The organism is Pseudomonas sp. MM227 (genome assembly GCF_947090715.1).
In the GTDB taxonomy this organism is placed as follows: Bacteria; Pseudomonadota; Gammaproteobacteria; order Pseudomonadales; family Pseudomonadaceae; genus Aquipseudomonas; species Aquipseudomonas baltica.
The window spans coordinates 519,645-544,915 of the sequence record NZ_OX352319.1 but is presented as its reverse complement, the minus strand read 5'-3'; the positions used below and the strand labels follow the sequence as shown (position 1 = coordinate 544,915).

The following is a 25,271-nucleotide window of genomic DNA, read 5'->3' as shown; positions in this document are numbered from 1 at the left end:
TATGGCCGCGAAGGGCTATCGCAGTGCAGCTGATAGACCGCAGCGTTTTTTTTCGCGGCCGATGACCGCTCCCACAAAGGGGGCGGGTGTTGCCTTCAATTCAAAGGACTTGCCATGTCCCTCATCAAATTCTTCACCGCTGTCGTTCTGCTCTTGCCCATGGTGGCGAGCGCCAACGACGCCAGTGATTTTACCGGCGCTTCATCCGCCGAGCAGGTTCGACTGCTGGAAGCCTGGGCTGCGCAGCCCGAGCCGGCGCGGATGGCTTTGCTCACCGCCCTTCAGGACGGCCGAGTGGCGGCCGATGCCGAGAAAAAACCGTTCATCGAAACCGATGGCCAGATGACCGCAGCCGACGGCACTGCCGCGGCCATCGAACCAGTGCGCAAGTTGCGCCTCAACAACCGTCTGCGCGGCCTGGTGGACACCGCCCTGGCCAGCCACCAACTACTGAGCAACGATGTTCAGGTACGCTTGGCCGCCGCGCAGCAACTGCAACGCTCGGCGCAGCCCAGCCAACTGCCCCTGCTCGACCGGCAGACCGCCGGTGAACAGGACGAAACGGTGAAAACCGCCTTGACCCTGGCCCTGGCCAATCTGCAGCTGGTCGATCCCGAACCCGCCGTGCGCCTGGCTGCGGTACGCCTGCTGGGTGAAACCGGCGAGCCACTGGCGCGCACCCGTCTGGAAAACCTGTTGGCGCCCGGTGTCGAAGCGGACACGGCTGTGCGCACCGCTGCCGAGACCAGCCTGGTTCAAGTGAAGCGCAAGCTGATGGTCGGCGACATCCTGGGCCAGGCCTTCAGCGGCATGTCCCTGGGTTCGATCCTGCTGCTGGCCGCCCTGGGCCTGGCGATCACCTTCGGCCTGCTTGGCGTGATAAACATGGCCCATGGCGAGATGCTGATGCTCGGCGCCTACTCCACCTACGTCGTGCAGATGCTGGTCCAGCGCCTGGCGCCGGGCGCCATCGAGTACTACCCGCTGATCGCGCTGCCCGTGGCCTTCTTCGTTACCGCTGTGATCGGCATGGTGCTGGAACGCACCGTCATCCGCCACCTGTACGGACGCCCCCTGGAAACCCTGCTGGCGACCTGGGGTATCAGCCTGATGCTGATCCAGGCGATTCGCCTGATCTTCGGTGCGCAGAACGTGGAAGTGGCCAACCCGGCCTGGCTCTCCGGCGGCTGGCAGGTGCTGCCCAACCTGGTGCTGCCGTACAACCGCATCGTGATTATCGCTTTCGCCCTGTCCATGGTGGTGCTGACCTGGCTGCTGCTGAACAAGACCCGCCTGGGCCTGAACGTGCGCGCCGTGACCCAGAACCGCAATATGGCCGCCTGCTGCGGCGTGCCCACCGGGCGCGTCGACATGCTTGCCTTCGGCCTGGGCTCGGGCATTGCCGGCCTGGGTGGCGTGGCGCTGAGCCAGATCGGCAACGTCGGCCCCGACCTGGGGCAGAGCTACATCATCGATTCCTTCCTGGTGGTGGTACTGGGCGGCGTCGGCCAACTGGCCGGCAGCGTATCCGCCGCGTTCGGCCTGGGCATCGCCAACAAGATCCTGGAACCGCAGATCGGTGCGGTGCTCGGCAAGATCCTGATCCTCGCGCTGATCATTCTGTTCATCCAGAAACGTCCGCAAGGCCTCTTCGCACTGAAAGGACGGGTGATCGACTGATGAACCAGCCATTGATGCTCACTGCTGCGCAGAAAGCCGGGCCGAAAGTGACCCTCGCCATCGGCGTCGTGATCCTGTCGATCCTCGTCGCCCTGCCGCTGCTGTCACTGCTGCCGGCCAGCAACGGCTTGCAGGTCTCGGCCTACACCCTGACCCTGGTCGGCAAGATCCTCTGCTATGCCATCGTCGCCCTGGCGCTGGACCTGGTCTGGGGCTACGCCGGCCTGTTGTCGCTGGGCCACGGGCTGTTCTTCGCCCTTGGCGGCTATGCCATGGGCATGTACCTGATGCGTGAGGCGGCCGGCGACGGCTTGCCGGCGTTCATGACGTTCCTGTCGTGGACCGAGCTGCCCTGGTTCTGGGTGGGTACCGAGCATTTCCTCTGGGCCATGTGCCTGGCGGTATTGGCCCCAGGCTTGCTGGCACTGGTGTTCGGTTTCTTCGCCTTCCGTTCGCGGATCAAGGGCGTGTACTTCTCGATCATGACCCAGGCACTGACGTTCGCCGGCATGCTGCTGTTCTTCCGCAACGAGACGGGTTTCGGCGGCAACAACGGATTCACCAACTTCCGCAGCATCCTGGGCTTCAGCATCACATCCCAAGGTACCCGTGCCGTGCTGTTCCTGCTCACCGTGGCGCTGCTGGTGCTGAGTCTGTACGTGGGCTGGCGCCTGGCGCGCAGCAAGTTCGGCAGGGTGCTGACCGCACTGCGCGACGCCGAGAACCGCTTGATGTTCTGCGGTTACGACCCGCGCGGTTTCAAGCTGTTCGTCTGGGTGCTCAGCGCGGTGCTGTGCGGCCTCGCCGGGGCGTTGTACGTGCCGCAGGTCGGCATCATCAACCCCAGCGAAATGTCGCCGACCAACTCCATCGAAGCCGCCGTCTGGGTGGCTCTGGGCGGACGCGGCACGCTCATCGGGCCGCTGCTGGGTGCCGGCATCGTCAATGGCATGAAGAGCTGGTTCACCGTGGCATTTCCTGAATACTGGCTGTTCTTCCTCGGCGCGCTGTTCATCATCGTGACCCTGTACCTGCCCAAGGGTGTGATCGGCCTGCTGAAAAAGAGGGGTGAACAATGAGAATCACCGCAACCGCCGAGTTCATGCTCGAACCGGTGCTCGATCCCAACAGCGACGCTGGGACCAGCCGCGATGCCATCGGCCTGGGCCAGGCCAGCGGACCGGGGCTTAACACCCGCCACGGGACTATCCTGACGTTGGAAGACATCAGTGTCAGCTTCGACGGCTTCAAGGCGTTGAACGACCTCAATCTGTACATCGGCGTGGGCGAGCTGCGCTGCATCATCGGGCCCAACGGTGCCGGCAAGACCACCCTGATGGACGTGATCACCGGCAAGACCCGGCCCACCACGGGCAAGGCCTGGTTCGGCGAAACCCTGGACCTGACCCACATGAGCGAGGTGCAGATCGCCCAGGCCGGCATCGGCCGCAAGTTCCAGAAGCCGACCGTGTTCGAGGCCTTGAGCGTTTTCGAGAATCTGGAGTTGGCGCAGAAGACCGACAAGTCGGTCTGGGCCAGCCTGCGTGCGCGGCTGAGCGCCGAGCAGCATGAGCGCATCGTCGACGTGCTGGAGACCATTCGCCTGAGCGCGTCGATCGATCGCCCGGCCGGCCTGCTGTCCCACGGCCAGAAGCAGTTTCTGGAAATCGGCATGCTGCTGGTGCAGGACCCCCAGCTGTTGCTGCTCGATGAGCCGGTGGCGGGCATGACCGATGCCGAAACCGAATTCACCGCCGAACTGTTCAAGACCCTCGCCGGCAAGCACTCATTGATGGTGGTGGAGCACGACATGGGTTTCGTCGGCTCGATTGCCGACCATGTGACGGTGCTGCACCAGGGCAGCGTGCTGGCCGAAGGGTCGCTCGAGGCGGTGCAGGCCGATGAGCGGGTGATCGAGGTTTATCTGGGGCGTTGAGGTCCGTTCGCGGCCGCTGACCGCTCCTACGGTAATAAACCGTAGGAGCGGTCAGCGGCCGCGAAGAAGCCCGCCCGGACACTGCAAGAACAAGGACAAAACCTATGCTGCAAGTCGACCAGCTTCACCAATACTACGGCGGCAGCCACATCCTGCGCGGCCTGTCGTTCGCCGTGAACATCGGCGAAGTGACCTGCCTGCTGGGGCGTAACGGCGTCGGCAAGACCACCCTGCTCAAGTGCCTGATGGGCCTGATTCCGGCCAAGCAAGGCAGCGTGGCCTGGGAAGGCAAGCCGATCACCGCCTTCAAGCCACACCAGCGGGTGCATGCAGGCATCGCCTACGTGCCCCAGGGCCGCGAGATTTTCGGCCGCCTGACGGTCGAGGAAAACCTGCTGATGGGGCTGTCACGCTTCCCCGGCAGTGAGGCTCGCGAAGTGCCGGCGTTCATCTACGAACTGTTTCCGGTGCTGCTGCAGATGAAGCACCGCCGCGGTGGAGATCTGTCCGGCGGGCAGCAGCAGCAACTGGCAATCGGCCGGGCGCTGGCCAGCCGACCACGGCTGCTGATTCTCGACGAGCCCACCGAAGGCATCCAGCCGTCGGTGATCAAGGAGATCGGCGCGGTGATCAAGCAATTGGCCGCGCGCGGCGACATGGCGATATTGCTGGTCGAGCAGTTCTATGATTTCGCCGCCGAACTGGCCGATCAGTACCTGGTCATGTCGCGCGGTGAAATCGTTCAGCAGGGTCGGGGTGAAAACATGGAATCGGAGGGTGTACGCGGCCTGGTAACCATTTAATCTGCCGCGACCCGAACAAGAATGAAGGCCATGAATCTACCCGTCACTTCCCTGCCCTACACGCCCAGCTGGCACGCCCGGCTGGAGCTGGGGTACGCGCGGTTCGGCGACAGTACGCGACCGATCCTGCGCCGCCATTTCGGCCCGTTGCGGGTGCAGAAGCACCTTTATGCCGAAGGGCCCGAGGTGTGCCAGCACATCATCGTGCATCCGCCTGGCGGTATCGCCGGGGGCGATCGACTGGACATCAGCGCCCAGGTGCAGGCCAACGCCTGGGCGCAATTGACCACACCGGGCGCGGCCAAGTGGTACCGCGCCAACAGCCCTGCCTGTCAAAACACCGAACTGCATGTGGCCGCGGGCGCCACGCTGGAATGGCTGCCCCAGGAGACCATCGTCTACAGTGCCGCCCAAGCCGAACTGGATACCCGTATTTACCTGCAGGGCGATGCCCGGTTGTTCTATTGGGACATCGTCGCCGTAGGGCGACCGGCGGCAGCCGAGCGTTTCGACCAGGGGCATTTTCAGTCGCGGCTGGAAATTCGCCGAGACGGCGAACTGCTGTGGCATGAACGCCAGCGCATCATCGGCAACGATGGCTTGCTCGACTCGGCCGTGGGCCTGGGAGGCAAGCCGGTGTTCGCCACTTTGCTGGTGACCGGCGAGATCGACCCGGCCCTGCTTGAACGCTGCCGGACACTACCGGCGCGCGTACGCGGCGACCTCAGCCAGTTGCCGGGGCTGCTGGTGGCACGCTGCCTGGCCGACGAGGCACTGCATGCGCGCGACTGGCTGATCGAACTGTGGAAGATGCTGCGCCCGGCCGTGCTCGGCCGCGAAGCGCTGGCCCCGCGGATCTGGAGCACCTGATTGAATCTGCCAGCCCTTTCGCGGCCGCTGACCGCTCCTACAGGCGATCTGCCGGGTACCTGCCTGCGGCAGCCGGCCACGCCCACAGGCGATCTGCCGGGTAGCCGTAGGAGCGGCCAGTGGCCGCGAAGAGGCCCTCACTGCCAACCAATATTCTGAAGGAACACCCATGGACCTGACACCCCGCGAAAAAGACAAGATGCTTATCTTCACCGCCGGCCTGGTAGCCGAGCGCCGTCTGGCCCGTGGCCTCAAGCTGAACTACCCGGAAGCCATGGCGCTGATCTCCGCGGCGCTGCTCGAAGGCGCCCGCGATGGCCAGACGGTGGCGCAATTGATGCACTACGGCACCACCCTGCTCAGCCGCGAACAGGTCATGGAAGGTATTCCGGAAATGATCCCGGAGATCCAGGTGGAAGCCACCTTTCCCGACGGCACCAAACTGGTCACCGTCCATCAACCCATCGCCTGAGGCACGCCATGATTCGTGATGCAACCGAGCGCGACCTGCCTGGGATCTGCGCGATCTACAACGATGCAGTGCTCAACACCACGGCGATCTGGAACGAGAAGCCGGTCGACCTGGCCAACCGTCAGGCCTGGTTCGAGGCGCGCCAGGCGCAGGGTTATCCGATCCTGGTGGCAGAGGAACAAGGCGAGGTCACTGGCTACGCCTCGTTCGGCGACTGGCGACCTTTCGAAGGCTTTCGCTACAGCGTCGAGCACTCGGTGTACGTGCGCAACGACCAGCGCGGCAAAGGTCTCGGCGCGCGTCTGATGCAGACGCTCATCGAGCGTGCTCGCGAGGGCGGCAAATACGTCATGGTGGCCGCCATCGAAAGCGGCAACCAGGCATCGATCCATTTGCACGAACGCCTGGGTTTCGTCACCACCGGGCAGATGCCCCAGGTAGGCATCAAGTTCGACCGCTGGCTGGACCTGACCTTCATGCAACTGGCGCTGCAGCCAGGCGCCGAGCCGCCCCAGGCCTCGGCTTGAACCACCGTCTTTCTTCGCTTCGAGGAGCTATTTCATGATTCCTGGCCAATACCGGATCCAGCCTGGCGACATCGAGCTCAACGTCGGCCGGCGCACCCTCAGCCTGACCGTGGCCAACAGCGGCGATCGGCCCATTCAGGTGGGGTCGCACTATCACTTCTTCGAAACCAACGACGCCCTGCATTTCGACCGCCCGGCCGCTCGCGGCATGCGCCTGAACATTCCCGCCGGAACCGCCGTGCGCTTCGAACCGGGGCAGAGCCGCGAAGTGGAACTGGTGGACCTGGCCGGCTTGCGCCGGGTATATGGCTTCGCCGGGCGCATCATGGGTGACCTCTGACTCCACAGGGTCCATACACAACTGAATTCCAGGGCATACCGATGAAGATTTCCAGACAAGCCTATGCCGACATGTTCGGCCCGACCGTCGGTGACAAGGTCCGCCTGGCCGATACCGACCTGTGGATCGAAGTGGAAAAAGACTTCACCACCTACGGCGAAGAAGTGAAGTTCGGCGGTGGCAAGGTCATTCGCGATGGCATGGGCCAGGGCCAGCTGCTGGCCGCCGAAGTAGTCGACACGCTGATCACCAATGCCCTGATCATCGATCACTGGGGTATCGTCAAGGCCGACGTCGGCCTCAAGGACGGGCGCATCGCCGCGATCGGCAAAGCCGGCAACCCCGACATCCAGCCGGACGTGACCATCGCCATCGGCGCCAGCACCGAGGTCATCGCCGGCGAAGGCATGATCCTCACCGCGGGCGGCATCGACACCCACATCCACTTCATCTGCCCGCAGCAGATCGAAGAAGCGCTGATGAGCGGCGTCACCACCATGATCGGCGGCGGCACCGGGCCTGCCACCGGCACCAATGCGACCACCTGCACCTCGGGGCCGTGGCACATGGCGCGCATGCTCCAGGCCGCCGATGCCTTCGCCATGAACATCGGTTTCACCGGCAAGGGCAACGCCAGCCTGCCCGAGCCGCTGATAGAACAGGTCAAGGCCGGGGCCATCGGGCTCAAGCTGCACGAAGACTGGGGCACCACGCCGGCCGCCATCGATAATTGCCTGAACGTGGCCGATCAATACGACGTGCAGGTTGCGATTCATACCGACACCCTCAACGAGTCGGGTTTCGTCGAGACCACCCTGGCTGCCTTCAAGGGGCGCACCATCCACACCTACCACACCGAAGGCGCTGGCGGCGGCCACGCTCCGGACATCATCAAGGCCTGCGGCTTCGCCAATGTACTGCCCAGCTCGACCAACCCGACCCGGCCGTTCACCGGCAACACCATCGACGAGCACCTCGACATGCTCATGGTCTGCCACCACCTGGACCCCAGCATCGCCGAGGACGTGGCCTTCGCAGAGAGCCGCATTCGCCGCGAAACCATTGCCGCCGAAGACATCCTGCACGACCTCGGCGCGTTTTCCATGATCAGCTCCGACAGCCAGGCCATGGGCCGGGTCGGCGAGGTGATCACACGCACCTGGCAGACCGCCGACAAGATGAAGAAACAGCGCGGCGCGCTGCCCGAGGACGCCGAGGGCAACGATAACTTCCGCGCCAAGCGCTACATTGCCAAGTACACCATCAACCCCGCCATCACCCACGGCATCAGCCATGAAGTGGGTTCGATCGAGGTCGGCAAATGGGCGGACCTGGTGCTCTGGCGGCCGGCGTTCTTCGGCGTCAAGCCGACGCTGATCCTCAAGGGTGGTGCCATCGCCGCCAGCCTCATGGGCGACGCCAACGCCTCCATCCCGACGCCGCAGCCCGTGCACTACCGGCCCATGTTCGCCAGTTTCGGTGGTTCGCGACACGCCACCAGCCTGACCTTCATCAGCCAGGCCGCGCTGGACGCAGGCGTGCCCGAGCAACTGGGCTTGAAGAAGCAGATTGCGGTGGTCAAGGGCTGTCGCTCGGTGCAAAAGACCGACCTGATCCACAACGGTTACCTGCCCGACATCGACGTCGATCCGCAGACCTACCAGGTCAAGGCCGATGGCGTGCTGCTGTGGTGCGAACCGGCGGATGTGCTGCCCATGGCGCAGCGCTACTTCCTGTTCTAAGAGGCCTGTTCTAAGAGGCCTGTTCTAAGAAGCCTGTTCTCAATGCGCCGTGCCGACAAGGCTGTCCCGGACAGGGCCAGCCTAACTATGTAGGCCGTAACCCCCCGGCGGATTTTCTATGGTGCAGCTCCATTCGATCCAGGAGCTCCACCATGACCGGCGCCACCCCGCTATCGGCCGAAAACGTCAGTGCCATTGCCGACCGCTACTACGCGAACTTCCCTGACCTGCGCGAGTGCGCGCGGGACTGGGGCATCAAGCTGCTCAAGTTCCATACCCACCTGGATCTGGATCCGGACACCGTCTACTGGCACGACTTCGACAACGCCCAGAACAACCCACGCGCCTTTACCGGACAGCAGCACATGGGCAAGCCCAAGGAAACGCTGACCGTCACGGAGCTGGTCCTGCGCCGGTTCAAGACGTTCTATCAAGTGAACTTCGACCTGCTCGATCAGATGTCCGGGTTCTATACCGTCCAGCAGGCCGGGATCTACAACGAAACCAATCAGGTCCCCCTGGCGCCCTCGCAGATCATGAAAGCGTTCTGGGCCACGGATTTCTCCAGCCACTACAAGAAGCGCCTGGACGCCTTCCTGCGTGACTATGCCGATGACGGCCGCGTGCTGATCAAGATCCTGTTTTTCAGCTTCAGCTGGAATGCCTACAACAGCGGAGCGCTGAGCAATCGGGAGCTGAGGCTGGTGTTCGACACCCTGGCCGGCCCCATCGCAGGACCGCCGACCCTGGAGGACCTGAAACGGCTGCACACGGCTCGCACCCAGGCAACGGTCAAGAGTTTTACCCTGGGGGACCTGACCTCGTTCGACATACTGCGCATCACCACTGGCAAGGGCCCGCAGATCCTGTACATCCCTGCCGCCTGGTTCCGGGTCTTTCACAATGAACAGCAGATGTACGAGTGGGTGGCCGAAACGGCCGCCCACGAGCAGGGCCGTGAGCGCCTGATCGCTCACTTCGACACCCCCGGAGAGTCGATCCTGCCACCGCGGGGCCTGCTGCTGGCGACCCTGGAGCGCATCCGTACCACGCCATGGCAAGCCGGGCAGCGCCTGCTCAACGGCAACGCGACGACGATCGACAAGGACGTGTTCAGCCTGCTGTTCGATACCGTGGGCAAACGTCTCAAGCTCGATGCCAGGCAACTGTTGAACGGCAATCACGAACTGCGCAGGGAGCTGTTCCTCGTCGACCTGGAGGCATTCATGCGCATCGTCACGCCCATGGCCCCGGCGGACCCGGCAGTGGCCCTGGTGGCCGTGGCGGCGGGTTCGATAGCCTTTGGTACGCACCTGGCGAACGCCGTGCACGGGACCGTACCCAAGGCCCGTCAAGCGGCCTTCAAGGCGGCGATCCTGGATGCACTGAACATCCTGCTGGATATGCCGCTGTTGCGCGGCGTGGGCGACGAAGCCATCGCCGAGCTGGGAAACTTTGAGGAGCTGGGCGCCGCGCTCGACCTGGACAGCACTGACCTGGCTCAGATCGACCGCGTGACTCCCGGTGGTTCGCCCCTGGACCTCATCGCCACGGATGAAGACCTGACCGGATTGCCGGAAGGCACCGGCATCTACCAGGGCGTGTTCACCAACCCCGATGGCCAGCACTACATTCGCCTGGAGGGCAAGATCTTTCAGGTCACCCACATCGACTCGCTGGAGCGCTGGGTGATCGTCGATCCGATCGCCCCCGAGCAGATCACCGGCAGCTACCCCGTGCAAAGAAGCTGGACCGGCCATTGGGAGCTGTTCACCATGACCGCCCCCGAGAACCTGGCGGCCAGCACCGACGCGCTGGCCGCATTCGACACTTCACCTGGCTTTCGTGACATCACCGCCATGCTGGTCAATCCCGGCGCACATCAGTTGATGACCGGGCCCATCGACAGCGTGCTGCGCACCGCCCGCTCACAGCTGATCGAGTTGCGCACGAACCTGGGCAAGGAGGCCGAAGCCTTCTTCCTGACTTCTACCCCACAGCACAGCCCACGCCTGCCGGCGGTGAGCACCACCATGACGCCCAAAGAGTTTTTCACTCAGGTGTATGCCAGCAATACCGGGGTGGTGGTCAACGAGGCCAGGAATGCCGTCGGCAGTTGCCAGCTGTTGATCAAATACATGTCCACGCTCAAGGCCCAGCAGGTCAAGACGCTGTACGTGCAAGGCCTGCTCAAGGACCTGCATCAGGACCTGCTCGACCGCTTTCACGCGACCGGGATATTGGGCCGCGATCTGGAGAAGAAGCTGCGTGACCTGCACAACCGTGGCACCACCCTGGACAGTGGTCGCTACACCCTGCGCCAGGTGCTGGTGGAAGCGCGGCGCCAAGGCATAAGCGTGAAAGCCCTGGACTGCGCCGCCAGCCTGTCCACCGACGGCCTGAGCAACCCGGCGCCACATCTGCAGCAACGCCTGCGGGTTTACTACGCGTACAAACGCATCGAAGCGCTGCAGAGCCTCAAACCCGAGGAAAAATGGCTGGCGCTGACCGACCAGACCGTGGCCAACCACTATAGCCGCACCCCAGGCCTGGCCAATCTGATCGGAACCCCAAGCCTGCGGGTCAAGCTGGTGGACGGCGATCAGCCATTGCGCTTCGGCCTTGATACCGGGGAAGTGCTGACCCCCGGGCTGATACCGATTCGCGGCGACATCAGCCTGAAAATGCCAGCGGCCGGCAAGGGGTCCGGCATCGAGGCGTAGCGGTATCAGCGTCCCCAGTTCTCGCGCGGGTCGAACTCGGCGTGCCTGGCCAGCTCGGCCCAGGCCGCGCGAGTGGATTCGTCGGCCTGCGTGGGCATCACCACTTTCAGCTGGGCGAACAGGTCGCCGCGGCCGCCAAGCTTGTTCTTCAGGCCCATGCCTTTGACACGCAGGCGCTGGCCGTTCTGGCTGTCCGGGCGAATCGTCAGGTTGATCCGCCCGGTCAGCGTAGGCACCGCGACCTTGGTGCCCAACGCAACTTCCCAAGGCGCCAGCGGTACCTGGATGACCAGGTCGGGAGCGTCCACCTCGAACAGAGGGTGGGCCGCCAGACGCAAGGTCAGAAACAGATCGCCGCTGGCACCGCCCGCAACGCCGGGCGCGCCCTGGCCCTTGAGGCGCATGCGCTCGCCGTCGGCGACGCCTGCGGGAATCTTCACGTTGAGGTTCTTGACCACATCGGTCAGTCGCTGGCCAGCGGCGCTGTACTGCGGCACCTTGAAGCTGATCTTCTTCGATTCCTCGGCCAGGGTTTCCTCGAGCGACACGGTCAGTTCCATTTCCACGTCCTGACCTTTGCGCGCTGCGCTGCGCTGTTGACCGCCACGGCCGAACGGATTGCCACCGGGATCACCACGACCACCGCCGTTACCGAAGATGGTGCTGAAGAAATCGGAGAAGTCGCCTGCGTTCTCTTCATGGAAACCACCGCCACCGCGACCCTGCCAACCGGGCGGGCCCTGGAACGGACGGCCATGCTGGCCATACTTGCGCAGCTCGTCGTATTCGGCGCGCTTGTCCGCATTGCTCAGCGCCTCATAGGCCTCACTGGCCTCCTTGAACTTGTCTTCGGCGTCCTTTTCCTTGCTGACGTCGGGGTGATATTTGCGCGCCAGCTTGCGGTAGGCGGTCTTGATCGCCTTTTCGTCCGCTGTCGGCTCGACGCCCAGAATCTTGTAATAGTCTTTGAAATCCATCTAAGCATCACCATCAATGAGCGAATGCGCGCCGCCCGCGCCTACTGGTCGGACTCGGCAACGCATGGGAAGTTTATCGGCTGCAGGCCACTGGATGTGAACAGTGGGTTGTACAGCGCGGTCGATGGCTAGAAGGTTGGGGCCGCCGGCGCGCTTTCAAGGCGGTCGCAGGCCTTGATTCTGTACGCAACTGGCATACACTGCGCGGCCGTTTTTTGAACAGACCCGCCTTGCCATGAAAAACGCATCCCCGGCCCGCGCCTGCGGCATCGACTTCGGTACTTCCAACTCCACTGTCGGCTGGCACCGCCCGGGCAGCGAGACGCTGATCGTCCTGGAAGACGGCAAGATCACCCTGCCCTCGGTGATCTTCTTCAACTTCGAAGAGCGGCGTCCAGTGTACGGGCGTCTGGCGCTGCACGAATACCTGGAAGGCTACGAAGGCCGCCTGATGCGATCGCTCAAGAGCCTGCTCGGTTCCAAGCTGATCAAGCACGACACCAGTGTGCTGGGCACGGCGATGCCGTTCAAGGACTTGCTGGGCCTGTTCATCGGCGAGCTCAAACAGCGCGCCGAAGCCAACGCCGGGCGTGAGTTCGACCAGGTCGTGCTGGGGCGACCGGTGCACTTCGTCGACGACGACGCGGCCGCCGACCAGGAAGCCGAAGACACCTTGGCCGAGGTGGCGAAAAAGATCGGCTTCAAGGACGTGTCCTTCCAGTTCGAGCCGATTGCAGCGGCGTTCGACTACGAGTCCACCATCGAGCGTGAGGAGCTGGTGCTGATCGTCGACATTGGCGGTGGTACCTCCGACTTTTCCCTGGTGCGCCTGGCACCCGAGCGACGTGCGCTGGACAACCGCGTGGACGACATCCTGGCCACCGGAGGCGTGCACATCGGCGGCACCGACTTCGACAAGCAGCTCAGCCTGCAGGGCGTCATGCCGCTGTTCGGCTATGGCAGCCGGATGAAGAGCGGCGCCTTCATGCCGACCAGCCACCACATGAACCTGGCGACCTGGCACACGATCAACTCGGTGTACCTGCAGAAGGCGCAACTAGCTCTGGCCAGCATGCGCTACGACATCCAGGACACGGACGGTATCGACCGCCTGTTCAAGCTGATCGAGCAGAAAGCCGGGCACTGGTTGGCGATGGAAGTCGAGGAAACCAAGATCCAGCTGACGCAAGCTGCCGGTCGTCACCTGCCACTGGACCGCATCGAGCCGGGGCTGAGCGTGGAGCTGAGCCGGGCCTTGTTCGAAGCCGCCATCGACGGCCTGCTCGAACGGGTGCGTGGCAGTGTGTCCGAGTTGCTGAACCGGGCAGGCGTGAGCGTGGAGCAGGTCGACACGGTGTTCTTTACCGGCGGCTCCAGCGGTATCCCGGTCCTGCGCCATGGCGTGGCGGCCATGCTGCCCAACGCGCGGCATGTGGAAGGCAATATCTTCGGCAGCATCGGCAGCGGCCTGGCCATCGAGGCGCGCAAGCGCTACGGCACCGAGTAAGGCAGGTCCGGCCTCTTCGCGGGCAGAGCCCGCTCCCACAATGCCCATTCCTACAATGCCCATTTCTACAATGCCCATTTCTACAATGCCCATTCCCTCAATACCTGTGGGAGCGGGGCGGGCGGCGAGCCCTCTTCGCGGGCAGAGGCCAGTGAACCCTAGACCAACTGCGCCTGCCTCAACTCGCTTTTCAGATAGGCATAATAGATCGGCCCCGCCACCACCCCGGGCAGTCCGAACGCTGCCTCGAATATCAGCATGGCCAGCAGCAGTTCCCATGACTTGGCGCTGATCTGACCGCCCACGATCCGCGCGTTGAGGAAGTACTCGACCTTGTGGATCAGTATCAGATAGCCCAGCGCCGCAACCGCTACCCAGATCGACAGCGACAGCCCGACAATGGTGATCAGCGTGTTCGAGATCAGGTTGCCGATCACCGGCAACAACCCGAGCAGGAAGGTCAGCACGATGAGGGTCTTGGTCAGCGGCAGCTTGATCCCGCACAGCGGCAACACCACGGCCAGGAAAATGGCGGTAAAGAAGGTGTTCAGCAGTGAAATCTTGATCTGCGCGAAAACGATATTGCGAAAGGCTCGCACCAGCAGGGCCAGGCGGTCGAACAGCGCCGCGGCCAATGGCTTGCGGTTTTCGGGATCGGGGATCGCCTGCAGGGCGATGATGGCGCCCAGTACCATGCCGATCAGCAAGGTCACGAACATGTGCGCCGCATCCTTGCCCACCAGTTGCAGATCGCTCAGGTGCTTGCTCAGCCAGCCGCTGATAGCCACCCGAAACTCGGCGGCACTGGCCGGCAGGTAGGCGTCGATGAAAGGCGGCAATTGGCCGCGGGCGCGATCCACCACGCCCATGAACTTGTTCAGCGAAGCACCAGGGTTTTCTGCCTCGTGCAGGATGAAACTGATGACGCCGGCGAACAGCAACGCCAGGCTGCTCACCACCAAGGTGCCCAGCAACGCCACCGCCACCCACCGTGCACGCCGCCCGGCAATCAGTCGCTCCAGTTGCGGCGTGAGCATGTTGACCAGTTCGAATACCAGCAGGCCAGCCAGCAAGCTCGGCAGCAAGCGCATCGGCAAGACCAGCAGAAGGCCGCCGAACACCAGAATCCAGCTGGCGATCAGCACTTGACGCGAAGAAAACATGGGCATAAAGCCTCAGAAGCGAGCGATTCGAAAGGACAGGCAGTCTGCCAGCGTTGTGAGCGAAGGGCCAGTAGGCGGACGCATGCCGAGCCCCGGCTAAATTGCGTCATTTGTTTTCCGCCGCAGCCCGTCTTCAACGGCCCTGCAGACGCTTTGCTGCCTGAAAGATTTCAGAACTATCGCGCGGTCGATGCGCTCAAAGCATCACGGGGCCACTCACGGCCCATCGAAGGAGCGACTCCCCATGTACAAGCAATCCTTGGCAGCACTCTTTGCCGTAGCCGCGCTGGCTGGCTGTTCATCGAACACCACGGTGCAGAACCCGGTGGACTTCGTGACCTACCGTGACGCGCCACTGGTCAAGCAGGTCGAGAAAGGCATGACCATGCAACAGGTGCTGGCCATCGGCGGCACGCCTTCGACCGTCGTTGCCGGCACTGCCAACTCCATGTACGGCACCTGCAATAACTACATCCTGACCCGTGAAGGCCATCAGCAGCCTTACTACGTGAGTTTCGACAGCTCCGGCCACGTGGCCACCAAGGGCTTCATGACTTGCGAGCAACGCAAGCTCAACGAAACCGCACCGTAACCCTGCCCCAGGCGGCTGACGAAACGCCCTCCCCGGGCCATTTGTAATAAAACTTTTCGTCGCCGCCACGACTCACATCTGTGTAGCGAGACTTCTGTACCGATCCCGCCGGGCCCCGAATTCGGGGCAACAGAGCGCGACGGCCAAAACCGTATAGCTGGAGACGAACATGATCGACCTAGAAACTTCCAAATTGACTCCCGTCGATGTACTGCGTGCCCGTGCGCGCCAAGGTGTCGAGAACGGCGCGGTCACCGAAGGCTACGATGCCAACCGCGAAGAGATCATCAAGCTGCTCAACAGCTCGCTGGCGACAGAGCTGGTATGCGTGCTGCGCTACAAGCGCCATTACTTCATGGCCAGTGGTTTGAAGGCCAGCATTGCGGCCGACGAGTTCCTCGAGCACGCCGAACAGGAAGCCGAGCACGCCGACAAGCTGGCTGAACGTATCGTGCAGCTGGGCGGCGAGCCGGAGTTCAACCCGGACCTGCTGAGCAAGAATTCCCACGCCCAGTACGTGGCTGGCAACAGCCTGAAGGAAATGGTCTACGAAGACCTGGTGGCCGAGCGGATCGCCGTCGACAGCTACCGCGAAATCATCCAGTACATCGGCGACAAAGACCCTACCACTCGCCGTATCTTCGAAGACATCCTGGCTCAGGAAGAAGAACACGCCGATGACATGGCGGACATCTACGGCTCGCTGTAACAGCCTGCCGCGAGTCCCAAGCCAGAACTCAGGTTCTGGCTTTTTTGTGCCTGACGGCCGCGTCAGCGGAGATGTGCTTCAACTGATACACCGCAAGGCCCGTTTCGCGGCCGATGACCGCTCCTACAGGAGTACCGCGCATGCTTGTAGGAGCGGTCCGTGGCCGCGAAGGGCGCGCCTCGATTCACCTGATACACCGCAAAGCCCGTTTCGCGGCCGATGACCGCTCCTACAGGAATACCGCGCCTGCTTGTAGGAGCGGTCCGTGGCCGCGAAAACACGACTCGGCTCAACTGACACACCGCGGCGACCGCTTCGCGGGCAGAGCCCGCTCCCACACAGGTGCGGGTCATTCCGGGGGAGCCGCCTTCCAACCGAGCCTCAGGAAGCAGGCACCGTCTTGGGCGCCTTGCCCGACTTCATCTGTTCGAGCAATGGCGTGCACTGGTTCGGCTCACCGCCACTAGGCGCGACCAGTGCCAGCAACCCGGCCGCCGGCCCGATGGTAGCGCCCAGCGCAATCATGCCCGCGCCGCGCAGCAGCAGTGGCACGGCTTGCACCCCAGCATTGGGCTTGGCGAACGGGCCGCGCACATACAACGGCGAGCGCAGCGACAGCAGGCGGAAACCCTTCGATTCCGGCGATATCTTCAGGTCCAGTTGTTCCTGCTTGAAATTCACCGTGCCGTCGACGTAGATGATCGCGTTCTCGGTATCGAAAACGAACAGATCGGTGCTGGCCAGCCCGTTCTTGATGCCCAGCGAGGCCGCCGCACAGTTGATCTCCACTTCCTTGTCGCCGAAGATCTTGCCCACCAGGTAGTTACCGACATTGAGCCCGGCAATCTCCATCAGGTCGCGGCTCACGGCACCATCATTGACCAGCATCTTCAAATTGCCATCTGCCGAACCCAGTAGCGCTGCGACTGAATTACCGGTACCGGTGATGTCGGCATCGCCGTTGAGCTGGCCGAAGCTGGTGCGCATGGGTTCGAACGTGGGAAACAGCTGCTTGAGCTGAAACCCGCGGGCGGTCAGTTTGGCCCTGCCCTGCAACGGCGTAGTGCGCCCGTTCAGCGAGATCTGTGCATCCAGCTTGCCGCCGGCCACGCCAAAGCGCAGAGGTTCCAGGCGCAGGTTGCCGTCGTTCAACACCACATGGGTGTACAGATCGGTGAACGGCAATTCTTCGCTGTGGACGATCTTGCGTCCGGTAAATTCGACATCGGCGTCCATGGCACGCCAGCGGTCGGTCTTGAACTCTTCGACTGGCAACACCTTGCCGGTGGGTTGCTTGCTTGCGCCGCCACGAGCCTTCTGCTCGGTATTGGAGTCAGCGCCGATCAAAGGCTTGAGGTCGGCAAACAGCAACTGGTTCGAGACCAGCGCGCCGCTCAGCTTGGGCCTTGGCTGACTGGCGACGAAGCCCAGATCACCGTGGATGTCGCTGTTGCCGATCTTGCCGTTGAAGCCTTCATAGCGGAACGACGCGCCGCCGGGCTCGTGCAGTTTGACCAGCAAGTGCCCGTCGGTTTCGTACGCAGGCGAATCCGGCAGGGTCACCCCGGTCAGTGGATACAGGTTGCCCAGGCTGCTGCCACTCAGGCGCAGGCGCAGGTCAAGGGCACCGAGATTGCGTGGGTCGGTCAGGGTACCGGCAACCGCTGCGCGGGTATCGGCAATGCGCACGTCGACCTGCACTGGAAACGGTCGCGTTGCATCCTGCAGCGCCAGCAGCCCGCCGATCTTGCCCGACCCCGACAGCGGCAGGTCCTTGTAGCGGCCATCGACCTTGAAGCCGAAGGCATAATCCTGGGCACTGGCGCCCTGGTCGGCGACTTTCTTGGCCGCACCGCTGCCGACGATATCGCTGAACGCGATGGGCTTGCCCAATGGATCGATCAACACCTTGACCGAGGTCTTGAGCGTCTGGTCGTCGAAAGCCACTACGCCTTTGTCGAAGCCTATGGCACCGATGTCCATGACCCACTTGGAGGGCTCGGCATCGGGGTCTTTTTCGTCGAACTGAAAGGTCCAGTTGGCGCGCCCATCCGCCAGGCGCTGCAGGGCTACGTCGGGCCCGGTCAGGTCGATACGCGGTATGACCACCCGCTGGGCCAGCAAAGGCAGGGGCGAGAGACGAAACTCGACCTTCTGCAGGCTCGCCATCTGGGGCTTCTGCGACCAGTCGGGGTTGCCCAGGGTGATGTCCTGGGCGACGAAGCGCGGCCATGGCACCCAGGCACGCCAGCCGCCCTCATCCGTTTCGCGCTGCCAATGCACAGCCAGGTCGCCATTGATGGCGAAAGGGCGATGCAGGGCCTCGGACACTTTTTCGTTGAGCGTGGGCTTGATTCGATTCCAATCGAAGGTGGCGATCACCACCACCAATATCACCAGCAGGACCAACAGGCTGCCCAGGGTCCAGGCGATGATTTTACGTGGGCGCGTCATTGCGGGCTCCTTGAGACTGCGTGCTCCCGCGAGCACAGGGGGTGCTACCTAACAAGGGTAGGACTGATAAACGCCTCGAGGGTTTAGTTTTTGGCTTTTTCGAGCCCGGACGCGAGCCGCTTCAACGGCGGATGCTGTGTGCCTGATTCAATGCGATGAACCCGGACGCGGCTCGCGCCGCTGCTACAGGGATCGCGGTCTACTCCCTGTAGCACCGGCGCAAGCCGCGTCAGCGGTGCATGCGATCTGCCTGATACAACGCGGTCAACCAGGACGCGGCTCGCGCCGCTGCTACAGGATTTCAGCGTCGCTCCTTCATCGACGTTACCGATGGTGACGCTCGACAACGGTGCTCAGGGCCCGAGAATTCACTGTGCTGGTGCACTGAAACCCTCGATTTAGAGCCCTCGCGGCAAAACATCATTTTCGTTGATTGTTACCATTGCCTTTATGAACTTTTCTATCGAATTTCAAAGAGTAGCATTGGCTCTGTACCCAATTACTGCCCTCCCAAGGAGCGCCACCATCATGAAACGCCAATTGCTGCTTTCCCTGACTCTCTCGGTCCTCGCTGCCAACGCCTTCGCCATGCCAGCCGCCGATCAAAGTGTTTCCGCCGAACTGCGTTCCAGCGCTGCCAGCTTCAGCCAGCCCTACCTGGCGGAAGACGGTTCCGACCGCACTCCACAAGGCGCTGTCGCCGAGAACGGCTCCGACCGCACGCCACAGGCTACTTTCGCTGAAGACGGTTCGGATCGCACGCCACAAGGCACCTTCGCCGAGAACGGCTCCGACCGCACGCCACAGGCCACGTTCGCCGAAGACGGTTCGGATCGCACTCCACAAGGCACCTTCGCCGAGAACGGCTCCAACCGCACGCCACAGGCTACTTTCGCTGAAGACGGTTCGGATCGCACCCCACAAGGCACCTTCGCCGAGAACGGCTCCGACCGCACGCCACAGGCCACTTTCGCTGAAGACGGTTCGGATCGCACCCCACAAGGTACCTTCGCCGAGAACGGCTCGCAGCGTCTGCTCGATCGTCAAGACCAAGCCAACGCATGAGGCAGCGGTTTGAGGTATCCGACGAAGCCCGGCCTCCCCAAGCCGGGCTTGCCACCTCCGCGTAATCCATCGCTGCACCCGCTTGGTTCGACGCCCCGCCTGTCAATTTGCTAGAGTTCTTCGCTGTCCTTCACAGAAGCTCCGTCGATGTTGCCTCGCGCCGAACAGAAACAGCAGACCCGTCTCGCCCTCCTCGAAGCTGCACGCCAACTGATGGCGGCCGGTCGAGGCTTCGGCAGTATCAGCCTGCGCGAAGTCGCCAAGGCTGCTGGCATCGTACCTACCGGTTTCTATCGCCATTTCGACGACATGGATCAGCTCGGCCTGGCCCTGGTCAACGAAGTCGACGCCACGTTCCGCGCCACGCTGCGCCTGGTTCGTCACCATGAAATAGTGGTCGGCGGCCTCACGGCGGCTTCCGTCCGCATCTTTCTCGACGGAGTGGCTGCCAATCGCCCGCAATTCCTGTTCCTCGCCCGCGAGCAATACGGAGGGTCCCTGCCCGTGCGCCAGGCCATTGCCACTTTGCGCGCCGGCATCAGCGCCGACTTGGCCACCGATCTGGGGTCCATGCCCAAATGGCAGCACCTGAGCAGCGCGTCACTGCAGGTGATGGCCGACCTTGTCGTCAAGGCCGTGTTTGCCACGCTTCCCGAACTGATCGACCCACCCGCTGCCGACCTGCCGGCCCACCTGACCCCCGAGGCGAAGATCGGCCAGCAACTGCGCTTCATTTTCATCGGCGCCAAATATTGGAAAGGCCTCAACCAATAACTCGCTCGCCTCGAATTGGTGCGTCTCAAGCCGCTACGCACCGCACCAGTGCATTGCGCCGAGTCTCGTTGATCCTGATCCCGCAGCCCCGTTAGCTCACTACCGGTTGGCAAGACACTTGCTCTGCATTGGCCACTGCCCTTCAATGGAAACGTCCAATGCTGGTTATCCATCGCAGAATCGCGCCCGCAAGCCAATGGGCTGCCGAACTGCACCTCAACTTCGAAGCCCGCAGCAAGAGTCGCCTGCGCTGTTTCAGTGCCGAAGGTGAAGACGTCGGCCTGTTTCTGGAACGCGGTCAACCTCCGTTGCACGACGGCGAGTGCCTGCAGGCCGAAGACGGCCGCGTGGTGCGGGTCTGCGCACGTCCCGAGGCGCTGCTGCATGTCAGTTGCAGCAGCGCCTTCGAGCTGACCCGCGCCGCCTACCATCTGGGCAACCGCCACGTGGCCCTGCAGGTGGGTGACGGCTGGCTGCGCCTGCTCGACGACTACGTGCTCAAGGCCATGCTCGAACAACTCGGCGCCCAGACCCAACCCCTGCTGGCACCTTTTCATCCCGAACATGGCGCCTATGGCGGTGGCCATCACCATTCGCGCCATGGCGAGGAAGACTTCAACTACGCGCCCAAACTGCACCAGTTCGGCGTGCGCACGTGAACAACGCCTGGGCCCTGCTGCGCCTGGCCAGCCCGCAACTGCCGATCGGTGGCTACAGCTACTCGCAGGGCCTGGAGATGGCCGTGGAAAACGGCACGGTGACCGATGCGCAAAGCGCCCATCGCTGGATCGCCGACCAACTGCTGCTCAACCTGGCCCGTTTCGAGGCGCCCCTGCTGCTGGCCCACTGCGTGGCTGCCGCCGAAGAGGACTGGGGACAACTGCTGGAGCTAGGTGCCGAACATCGCTCGAGCCGCGAAACCCGCGAGCTGCAACTCGAAAGCCGGCAAATGGGCTATTCGCTCAAGCAACTGCTGCTCGGCCTTGCCGAACTGGACATTACGGCCCGCCACTATCTGGCTCAGATCGAAGAGCCCCACCTGGCCCTGGGCTGGGCACTGGCCGCGCGCGCCTGGAACATCCCTGCGCAGGATGCCCTTGCGGCCTGGCTGTGGAGTTGGCTGGAAAACCAGCTGGCGGTGCTCATGAAGACCCTGCCCCTGGGCCAGCAGGCTGCTCAGCGACTTACCACACAACTGCTGCCGACGCTGCAGCAGGCCCAGTTCGCAGCCACCGAACTGGATCCCCGACACTACGGCAGCGCCGCTTTCGGCCTGTCATTGGCGAGCATGGCCCACGAGCGCCAGTACAGCCGCCTGTTCCGTTCCTAGGAGAGTCACCATGAGTACCCAACCCCTGCGTGTCGGTATCGGAGGCCCGGTAGGCTCTGGCAAGACCGCGCTGACCCTGGCCTTGTGCCTGGCCCTGCGCGAGCGCTACAACCTGGCCGTGGTCACCAACGATATCTACACCCGCGAAGACGCCGACTTCCTGGTGCGCAACCAGGCCCTGGCGCCCGAGCGCATCATCGGTGTGGAAACCGGTGGCTGCCCGCACACCGCCATTCGCGAAGACGCCTCCATCAATCTGGAAGCCGTGGACCAGCTCAACCGGCGCTTTCCGGGCCTGGACCTGATCCTCGTGGAATCGGGTGGGGACAACCTGTCCGCCACCTTCAGCCCCGAGCTGTCGGACCTGACCATCTACGTGATCGACGTGTCCGCCGGCGACAAGCTGCCGCGCAAGGGCGGCCCTGGCATCTGCAAGTCCGACCTGCTGGTGATCAACAAGATCGACCTGGCGCCGCTGGTAGGGGCCTCGTTGGAAATGATGGACAGCGACACCCGACGCATGCGCGGCGACAAGCCGTTCGTCTTCAGCAACCAGAAGACCGGTCAGGGCCTGGAACAGATCATTGCCTTCATCGAACGCCAAGGCCTGCTCGACGCCGCCTGAACCCAGCGCACCCTTGCCCGCAACTACCGTGAACACGACGATAAGGAACAGACCCGCATGACCTTCAAGACGCTTCTCACCTGCGCAGCCCTGCTGCTGACACCGGCGGTGGCCTTCGCTCATCCGGGACACGGCGACAATGGCCTGCTGGCCGGCATCGGTCACCCCCTGGGTGGCCTCGACCACCTGCTGGCCATGCTCGCCGTCGGCCTGTGGGCGGCGCAGCAGCAAGGCGCGGCACGCTGGGCCCTGCCCTGCACCTTCGTCGGCACCATGCTGATCGGTGGCCTGCTGGGTTTTGCCGGCCTGCAACTGCCTGCACTGGAAAGCGGCATTGCCGCCTCGGTACTGGCCCTGGGCCTGGCCGTGGCACTGGCCGTGCGGCCACCGTTAGCCTTGGCGGTGGTGGCCACTGCGCTGTTCGCATTGTTCCACGGCGTCGCTCACGGCCTGGAATTGCCGGAGATGTCCAGCCCGGTTGCCTATGCTGCCGGTTTCGTCATGGCGACCGCAGCACTGCATGCGGCGGGTTATGCCGTCGTTCGGTTCCTGCCAACGGCAGCCGCGCCACTGGTACGCGTTGCCGGTGCTCTGTCGGCGTTGACCGGTGCCTGGCTACTGGCCGGCTGATCGCGGCGCGGCCCTCTGTCCGGGGGCCTTGCTTTAGGAGCCGTGGCCGACACCTGCTACCATGTCGCGCAAAACGCCTCCGATGATCCCGCCAATGCCCGACCCAACGCTGCACGCCGCCCTGGCGGCCACCCAAGCGCACTTTCGCGAAATCGTATTGCCGTTGTGGCAAGGCGCTGGCTTCGATAGCGAACTCGGCCTGCCGTTCGAAGCGGTGAGCGCTGCCGGCCAGCCGTTGCCGGTGCAGCGCTACCGCGCCATGGCCTGCGCCCGCCAACTGTATGTCTTTTCCAGCCTGATCGAGCAACCCGGTGCGCGCGAACACGCCGCCACCCTGTTCCGTTCCCTGCAACGGCATTTCCACGACGCCGAACACGGCGGCTGGTTCTACAGCATCGACGCCCAGGGCCGCCCGCTGGATCGACGCAAGGATCTCTACACCCACGCGTTCATTGTCTTCGCCTGTGCGCACTACTGGGCCAAGGTGCGCGAACCGCTGGTGGAATCGGTGCTCAGTGCCGCCCTCGAGGTCATCGCCACGCGCTTTTCCACAGATGATGGGCTCTACGAAGCCGTGCTCGGCGAAGGCTGGGCCAACCTGGGCACCGGCCCACTGCAGAACCCCTTGATGCACCTGGCCGAGGGCTTCCTGGCAACCCTGGCAGTGCGTGACGACCCACCCACGCAGAGGGCGCTGCAGGCCCTCTGCGAAGCGATGCAGGCGCGTTTCGTGGAGCCCGAACACGGGATCATGCTGGAGAAGCCGCGCGGAGCGGTGGATAACTGGTTCGAGCCCGGTCATCAGTTCGAATGGCTGTTCCTCGTGCAGACCTCACCGCTGTTGCAGGGCAGTGCGCTGCACTTTTCCCTGCAGCGCGCCTTCACCTATGCACAACGCACGGGCGTTCGGGACGGCGTGGTCACAGGCATGCTCACGCTCGATGGCCAGGTGCTGGACGCCACCCAGCGTATCTGGGCACAGGCCGAATACCTGCGGGCGCTGACCTTGCAGCCCGGTGCGGCGGTGGCCGCGCAGTTGCAGGTACTGCGCGAGCGCTTCCTGCACCCCGGCGGCTGGCACGAATGCCGCGATGGCACCGGGGTGGTCAGCCGCACGGACATGCCATCGACCACCCCCTACCACCTGCTGACCTGCTACCAGGGCCTGCAGGCGTTCCTCTGACGCCAGGGCCGATCAAGCCTTGCCAGGACGCTCCACGGCGAAGCCGGCCCACGATTGCGTGACCGGCATCACTTCCAGACTGTTGATGTTGATGTGCGCCGGCTGGGTCAGAATCCAGTGGATGGTTTCGGCGATGTCCTGCGGCTGGATCGGATTGGCGCCGGCATAGGTGGCGTCGTAGCGTGCCTGGTCGCCGCCGAAACGCACCAGTGAGAACTCGCTTTCGCACATCCCGGGTTCCAGGTTGGTGACGCGCACGCCGGTGCCCTGCAGGTCACAGCGCAGACTCAACGAGAATTGCCCAACGAAAGCCTTGGTGGCGCCGTACACATGGCTGCCGGGATACGGGTAATTGCCCGCCACCGAACCCAGGTTGACGATGGTAGCCCCCTTGCCGTGGGCAATCAGGCGCGGCAGCAACAGCCGCGTCGCGTAGATCAGGCCCTTGACGTTGGTATCGACCATGGTGTCCCAGTCGTCCAGATCGCACTTGGGTGCAGGATCGGCACCCAAGGCCAGGCCGGCGTTGTTGACCAACCCGCTGATGCTGGCGAACTCCTCGGGCAACCCGGCAATCGCTGCCTCCATGGCCTTTCTGTCGCGCACATCGAGCACCAGCGGATGCACCCGCGTCTTTGCCGACAGCTCTTCGCTCAGCGCCATCAGGCGCTCTTCGCGACGGCCGGTGAGAATCAGCGACCAGCCTGCCTCGGCGAAACGTCGCGCGCAGGCTTCGCCAAATCCGGACGTGGCGCCAGTGATGAATACCGTGGAAGTCATGCGGGTCTCCTGCGGGGGTAGCCACGGAGCGTGCCCACGCAATGCGCAGGCCGTTCGAACCGTCGCCACCGTGAATGGGGTTTTGCAGAATGCCCGGCGTACGGGCCGTATGCAACTGATCAATAATCGAACAGCGCCCGCAGACCCTTGTGGTTGCGGGTCCCAGTGCGGTTACCCGCAACTTATCCACAAGCCGTTCCACAGAGATTGGGGGCAACTCCCTTCTGCACGGCGACCCCGGAGGCCAAGCTGGCCGGGAGCCATTAGAATTTTTTGGCTTGACCGGTGAGGTGTATTGCGCATGCAGGCACGGCACTGCGTCTGCAGTGGTCATATGACCAAAGGCGCAACGCCAGTGAAACCGCCACTTTTCGAAGTATTTCCAAGGC

At 63.4% G+C, this 25,271-nt stretch carries 24 protein-coding genes; 20 read left to right on the top strand and 4 right to left on the bottom strand.

Annotated elements, in window-relative coordinates:
* Nucleotides 1-114: 114 nt before the first annotated feature.
* The 10 genes from urtB to ONG87_RS02395 all read left to right on the top strand — a co-directional run bounded on the left by urtB (nucleotide 115) and on the right by ONG87_RS02395 (nucleotide 11,093).
* Nucleotides 115-1,680 (top strand): urea ABC transporter permease subunit UrtB, encoded by a 1,566-nt coding sequence (gene urtB, locus ONG87_RS02440; RefSeq protein ID WP_264382144.1) that lies wholly within the window; start codon nucleotides 115-117, stop codon nucleotides 1,678-1,680.
* Nucleotides 1,680-2,759, top strand: coding sequence for an urea ABC transporter permease subunit UrtC (gene urtC, locus ONG87_RS02435; RefSeq protein WP_122480326.1), 1,080 nt, complete (start codon nucleotides 1,680-1,682; stop codon nucleotides 2,757-2,759). Before urtB ends, urtC begins: the two co-directional genes overlap by 1 nt.
* Complete coding sequence (gene urtD / locus ONG87_RS02430) at nucleotides 2,756-3,616, top strand: urea ABC transporter ATP-binding protein UrtD (protein WP_192059098.1); 861 nt, start codon at nucleotides 2,756-2,758, stop codon at nucleotides 3,614-3,616. Before urtC ends, urtD begins: the two co-directional genes overlap by 4 nt.
* 104 nt (nucleotides 3,617-3,720) lie before the next feature.
* A complete protein-coding gene (urtE, locus tag ONG87_RS02425; RefSeq protein WP_122480328.1) occupies nucleotides 3,721-4,419 on the top strand; it encodes an urea ABC transporter ATP-binding subunit UrtE in 699 nt (232 codons plus the stop codon).
* A 30-nt stretch (nucleotides 4,420-4,449) separates the two neighbouring features.
* Complete coding sequence (locus ONG87_RS02420) at nucleotides 4,450-5,289, top strand: urease accessory protein UreD (RefSeq protein ID WP_264382143.1); 840 nt, start codon at nucleotides 4,450-4,452, stop codon at nucleotides 5,287-5,289.
* A gap of 169 nt (nucleotides 5,290-5,458) precedes the next feature.
* A complete protein-coding gene (locus ONG87_RS02415) occupies nucleotides 5,459-5,761 on the top strand; it encodes an urease subunit gamma (RefSeq protein ID WP_049861996.1) in 303 nt (100 codons plus the stop codon).
* Between the two features lie 8 nt (nucleotides 5,762-5,769).
* Complete coding sequence (locus ONG87_RS02410) at nucleotides 5,770-6,288, top strand: GNAT family N-acetyltransferase (RefSeq protein ID WP_264382142.1); 519 nt, start codon at nucleotides 5,770-5,772, stop codon at nucleotides 6,286-6,288.
* A gap of 34 nt (nucleotides 6,289-6,322) precedes the next feature.
* Nucleotides 6,323-6,628, top strand: a complete 306-nt coding sequence (locus ONG87_RS02405; protein WP_122480331.1) for an urease subunit beta — start codon at nucleotides 6,323-6,325, stop codon at nucleotides 6,626-6,628.
* Nucleotides 6,629-6,669: 41 nt separating this feature from the next.
* Entirely contained in the window at nucleotides 6,670-8,370 is a 1,701-nt protein-coding gene (gene ureC / locus ONG87_RS02400; protein ID WP_264382141.1) for an urease subunit alpha, read from the top strand.
* A gap of 152 nt (nucleotides 8,371-8,522) precedes the next feature.
* The gene (locus tag ONG87_RS02395) at nucleotides 8,523-11,093 is read left to right on the top strand and encodes a membrane-targeted effector domain-containing toxin (RefSeq protein ID WP_192059090.1); all 2,571 of its coding nucleotides are present in this window, start codon (nucleotides 8,523-8,525) and stop codon (nucleotides 11,091-11,093) included.
* Between the two features lie 5 nt (nucleotides 11,094-11,098).
* Here the strand turns inward: ONG87_RS02395 and ONG87_RS02390 are convergent, their stop codons facing one another.
* On the bottom strand, nucleotides 11,099-12,070 hold the full coding sequence (locus ONG87_RS02390; protein WP_122480334.1) for a DnaJ C-terminal domain-containing protein: 972 nt from the start codon (nucleotides 12,068-12,070) through the stop codon (nucleotides 11,099-11,101).
* 235 nt (nucleotides 12,071-12,305) lie between these two features.
* Between ONG87_RS02390 and ONG87_RS02385 the strand changes: the two genes are divergently transcribed.
* The gene (locus ONG87_RS02385; protein ID WP_264382140.1) at nucleotides 12,306-13,577 is read left to right on the top strand and encodes an Hsp70 family protein; all 1,272 of its coding nucleotides are present in this window, start codon (nucleotides 12,306-12,308) and stop codon (nucleotides 13,575-13,577) included.
* A 158-nt stretch (nucleotides 13,578-13,735) separates the two neighbouring features.
* Here ONG87_RS02385 and ONG87_RS02380 read toward each other — a convergent pair whose 3' ends face one another.
* A complete protein-coding gene (locus ONG87_RS02380; RefSeq protein WP_122480336.1) occupies nucleotides 13,736-14,746 on the bottom strand; it encodes an AI-2E family transporter in 1,011 nt (336 codons plus the stop codon).
* Nucleotides 14,747-14,984: 238 nt separating this feature from the next.
* On the opposite strand from ONG87_RS02380, the gene osmE reads away from it, so the two are divergent.
* Entirely contained in the window at nucleotides 14,985-15,332 is a 348-nt protein-coding gene (gene osmE, locus ONG87_RS02375; RefSeq protein WP_122480337.1) for an osmotically-inducible lipoprotein OsmE, read from the top strand.
* A 169-nt stretch (nucleotides 15,333-15,501) separates the two neighbouring features.
* Nucleotides 15,502-16,041 carry a bacterioferritin gene (locus tag ONG87_RS02370; protein ID WP_264382139.1) on the top strand — a complete coding sequence of 180 codons (540 nt, stop codon included), beginning with the start codon at nucleotides 15,502-15,504 and terminating at the stop codon, nucleotides 16,039-16,041.
* A 381-nt stretch (nucleotides 16,042-16,422) separates the two neighbouring features.
* Here ONG87_RS02370 and ONG87_RS02365 read toward each other — a convergent pair whose 3' ends face one another.
* Nucleotides 16,423-18,495, bottom strand: coding sequence for an AsmA family protein (locus tag ONG87_RS02365; RefSeq protein WP_185795295.1), 2,073 nt, complete (start codon nucleotides 18,493-18,495; stop codon nucleotides 16,423-16,425).
* Between the two features lie 528 nt (nucleotides 18,496-19,023).
* Here ONG87_RS02365 and ONG87_RS02360 point away from each other — a divergent pair.
* The 7 genes from ONG87_RS02360 (at nucleotide 19,024) to ONG87_RS02330 (ending at nucleotide 24,102) form a co-directional block, all read left to right on the top strand.
* A complete protein-coding gene (locus tag ONG87_RS02360) occupies nucleotides 19,024-19,560 on the top strand; it encodes a hypothetical protein (protein ID WP_264382138.1) in 537 nt (178 codons plus the stop codon).
* Nucleotides 19,561-19,707: 147 nt separating this feature from the next.
* Nucleotides 19,708-20,334, top strand: a complete 627-nt coding sequence (locus tag ONG87_RS02355) for a TetR family transcriptional regulator (RefSeq protein WP_122480341.1) — start codon at nucleotides 19,708-19,710, stop codon at nucleotides 20,332-20,334.
* Between the two features lie 158 nt (nucleotides 20,335-20,492).
* Entirely contained in the window at nucleotides 20,493-20,993 is a 501-nt protein-coding gene (gene ureE, locus ONG87_RS02350) for an urease accessory protein UreE (protein WP_264382137.1), read from the top strand.
* The gene (locus ONG87_RS02345; protein WP_185795297.1) at nucleotides 20,990-21,664 is read left to right on the top strand and encodes an urease accessory protein UreF; all 675 of its coding nucleotides are present in this window, start codon (nucleotides 20,990-20,992) and stop codon (nucleotides 21,662-21,664) included. The genes ureE and ONG87_RS02345 overlap by 4 nt, the downstream gene beginning before the upstream one ends.
* A 10-nt stretch (nucleotides 21,665-21,674) precedes the next feature.
* Nucleotides 21,675-22,289, top strand: coding sequence for an urease accessory protein UreG (gene ureG / locus ONG87_RS02340; protein ID WP_264382136.1), 615 nt, complete (start codon nucleotides 21,675-21,677; stop codon nucleotides 22,287-22,289).
* Between the two features lie 57 nt (nucleotides 22,290-22,346).
* Nucleotides 22,347-22,919 (top strand): HupE/UreJ family protein, encoded by a 573-nt coding sequence (locus tag ONG87_RS02335; RefSeq protein ID WP_264382135.1) that lies wholly within the window; start codon nucleotides 22,347-22,349, stop codon nucleotides 22,917-22,919.
* A 94-nt stretch (nucleotides 22,920-23,013) separates the two neighbouring features.
* The gene (locus ONG87_RS02330) at nucleotides 23,014-24,102 is read left to right on the top strand and encodes an AGE family epimerase/isomerase (protein ID WP_264382134.1); all 1,089 of its coding nucleotides are present in this window, start codon (nucleotides 23,014-23,016) and stop codon (nucleotides 24,100-24,102) included.
* A 12-nt stretch (nucleotides 24,103-24,114) separates the two neighbouring features.
* Here ONG87_RS02330 and ONG87_RS02325 read toward each other — a convergent pair whose 3' ends face one another.
* Nucleotides 24,115-24,882 carry an SDR family oxidoreductase gene (locus ONG87_RS02325; RefSeq protein ID WP_122480347.1) on the bottom strand — a complete coding sequence of 256 codons (768 nt, stop codon included), beginning with the start codon at nucleotides 24,880-24,882 and terminating at the stop codon, nucleotides 24,115-24,117.
* Between the last annotated feature and the right edge of the window lie 389 nt (nucleotides 24,883-25,271).

What these genes read in the sequence shown, in the direction of transcription:
- urtB (WP_264382144.1), top strand. Translation starts at nt 115, where the DNA reads ATGTCCCTCATCAAATTCTTCACCGCTGTCGTTCTGCTCTTGCCCATG.
- urtC (WP_122480326.1), top strand. Translation starts at nt 1,680, where the DNA reads ATGAACCAGCCATTGATGCTCACTGCTGCGCAGAAAGCCGGGCCGAAA.
- urtD (WP_192059098.1), top strand. Translation starts at nt 2,756, where the DNA reads ATGAGAATCACCGCAACCGCCGAGTTCATGCTCGAACCGGTGCTCGAT.
- urtE (WP_122480328.1), top strand. Translation starts at nt 3,721, where the DNA reads ATGCTGCAAGTCGACCAGCTTCACCAATACTACGGCGGCAGCCACATC.
- ONG87_RS02420 (WP_264382143.1), top strand. Translation starts at nt 4,450, where the DNA reads ATGAATCTACCCGTCACTTCCCTGCCCTACACGCCCAGCTGGCACGCC.
- ONG87_RS02415 (WP_049861996.1), top strand. Translation starts at nt 5,459, where the DNA reads ATGGACCTGACACCCCGCGAAAAAGACAAGATGCTTATCTTCACCGCC.
- ONG87_RS02410 (WP_264382142.1), top strand. Translation starts at nt 5,770, where the DNA reads ATGATTCGTGATGCAACCGAGCGCGACCTGCCTGGGATCTGCGCGATC.
- ONG87_RS02405 (WP_122480331.1), top strand. Translation starts at nt 6,323, where the DNA reads ATGATTCCTGGCCAATACCGGATCCAGCCTGGCGACATCGAGCTCAAC.
- ureC (WP_264382141.1), top strand. Translation starts at nt 6,670, where the DNA reads ATGAAGATTTCCAGACAAGCCTATGCCGACATGTTCGGCCCGACCGTC.
- ONG87_RS02395 (WP_192059090.1), top strand. Translation starts at nt 8,523, where the DNA reads ATGACCGGCGCCACCCCGCTATCGGCCGAAAACGTCAGTGCCATTGCC.
- ONG87_RS02390 (WP_122480334.1), bottom strand. Translation starts at nt 12,070, where the DNA reads ATGGATTTCAAAGACTATTACAAGATTCTGGGCGTCGAGCCGACAGCG.
- ONG87_RS02385 (WP_264382140.1), top strand. Translation starts at nt 12,306, where the DNA reads ATGAAAAACGCATCCCCGGCCCGCGCCTGCGGCATCGACTTCGGTACT.
- ONG87_RS02380 (WP_122480336.1), bottom strand. Translation starts at nt 14,746, where the DNA reads ATGCCCATGTTTTCTTCGCGTCAAGTGCTGATCGCCAGCTGGATTCTG.
- osmE (WP_122480337.1), top strand. Translation starts at nt 14,985, where the DNA reads ATGTACAAGCAATCCTTGGCAGCACTCTTTGCCGTAGCCGCGCTGGCT.
- ONG87_RS02370 (WP_264382139.1), top strand. Translation starts at nt 15,502, where the DNA reads ATGATCGACCTAGAAACTTCCAAATTGACTCCCGTCGATGTACTGCGT.
- ONG87_RS02365 (WP_185795295.1), bottom strand. Translation starts at nt 18,495, where the DNA reads ATGACGCGCCCACGTAAAATCATCGCCTGGACCCTGGGCAGCCTGTTG.
- ONG87_RS02360 (WP_264382138.1), top strand. Translation starts at nt 19,024, where the DNA reads ATGAAACGCCAATTGCTGCTTTCCCTGACTCTCTCGGTCCTCGCTGCC.
- ONG87_RS02355 (WP_122480341.1), top strand. Translation starts at nt 19,708, where the DNA reads ATGTTGCCTCGCGCCGAACAGAAACAGCAGACCCGTCTCGCCCTCCTC.
- ureE (WP_264382137.1), top strand. Translation starts at nt 20,493, where the DNA reads ATGCTGGTTATCCATCGCAGAATCGCGCCCGCAAGCCAATGGGCTGCC.
- ureG (WP_264382136.1), top strand. Translation starts at nt 21,675, where the DNA reads ATGAGTACCCAACCCCTGCGTGTCGGTATCGGAGGCCCGGTAGGCTCT.
- ONG87_RS02335 (WP_264382135.1), top strand. Translation starts at nt 22,347, where the DNA reads ATGACCTTCAAGACGCTTCTCACCTGCGCAGCCCTGCTGCTGACACCG.
- ONG87_RS02330 (WP_264382134.1), top strand. Translation starts at nt 23,014, where the DNA reads ATGCCCGACCCAACGCTGCACGCCGCCCTGGCGGCCACCCAAGCGCAC.
- ONG87_RS02325 (WP_122480347.1), bottom strand. Translation starts at nt 24,882, where the DNA reads ATGACTTCCACGGTATTCATCACTGGCGCCACGTCCGGATTTGGCGAA.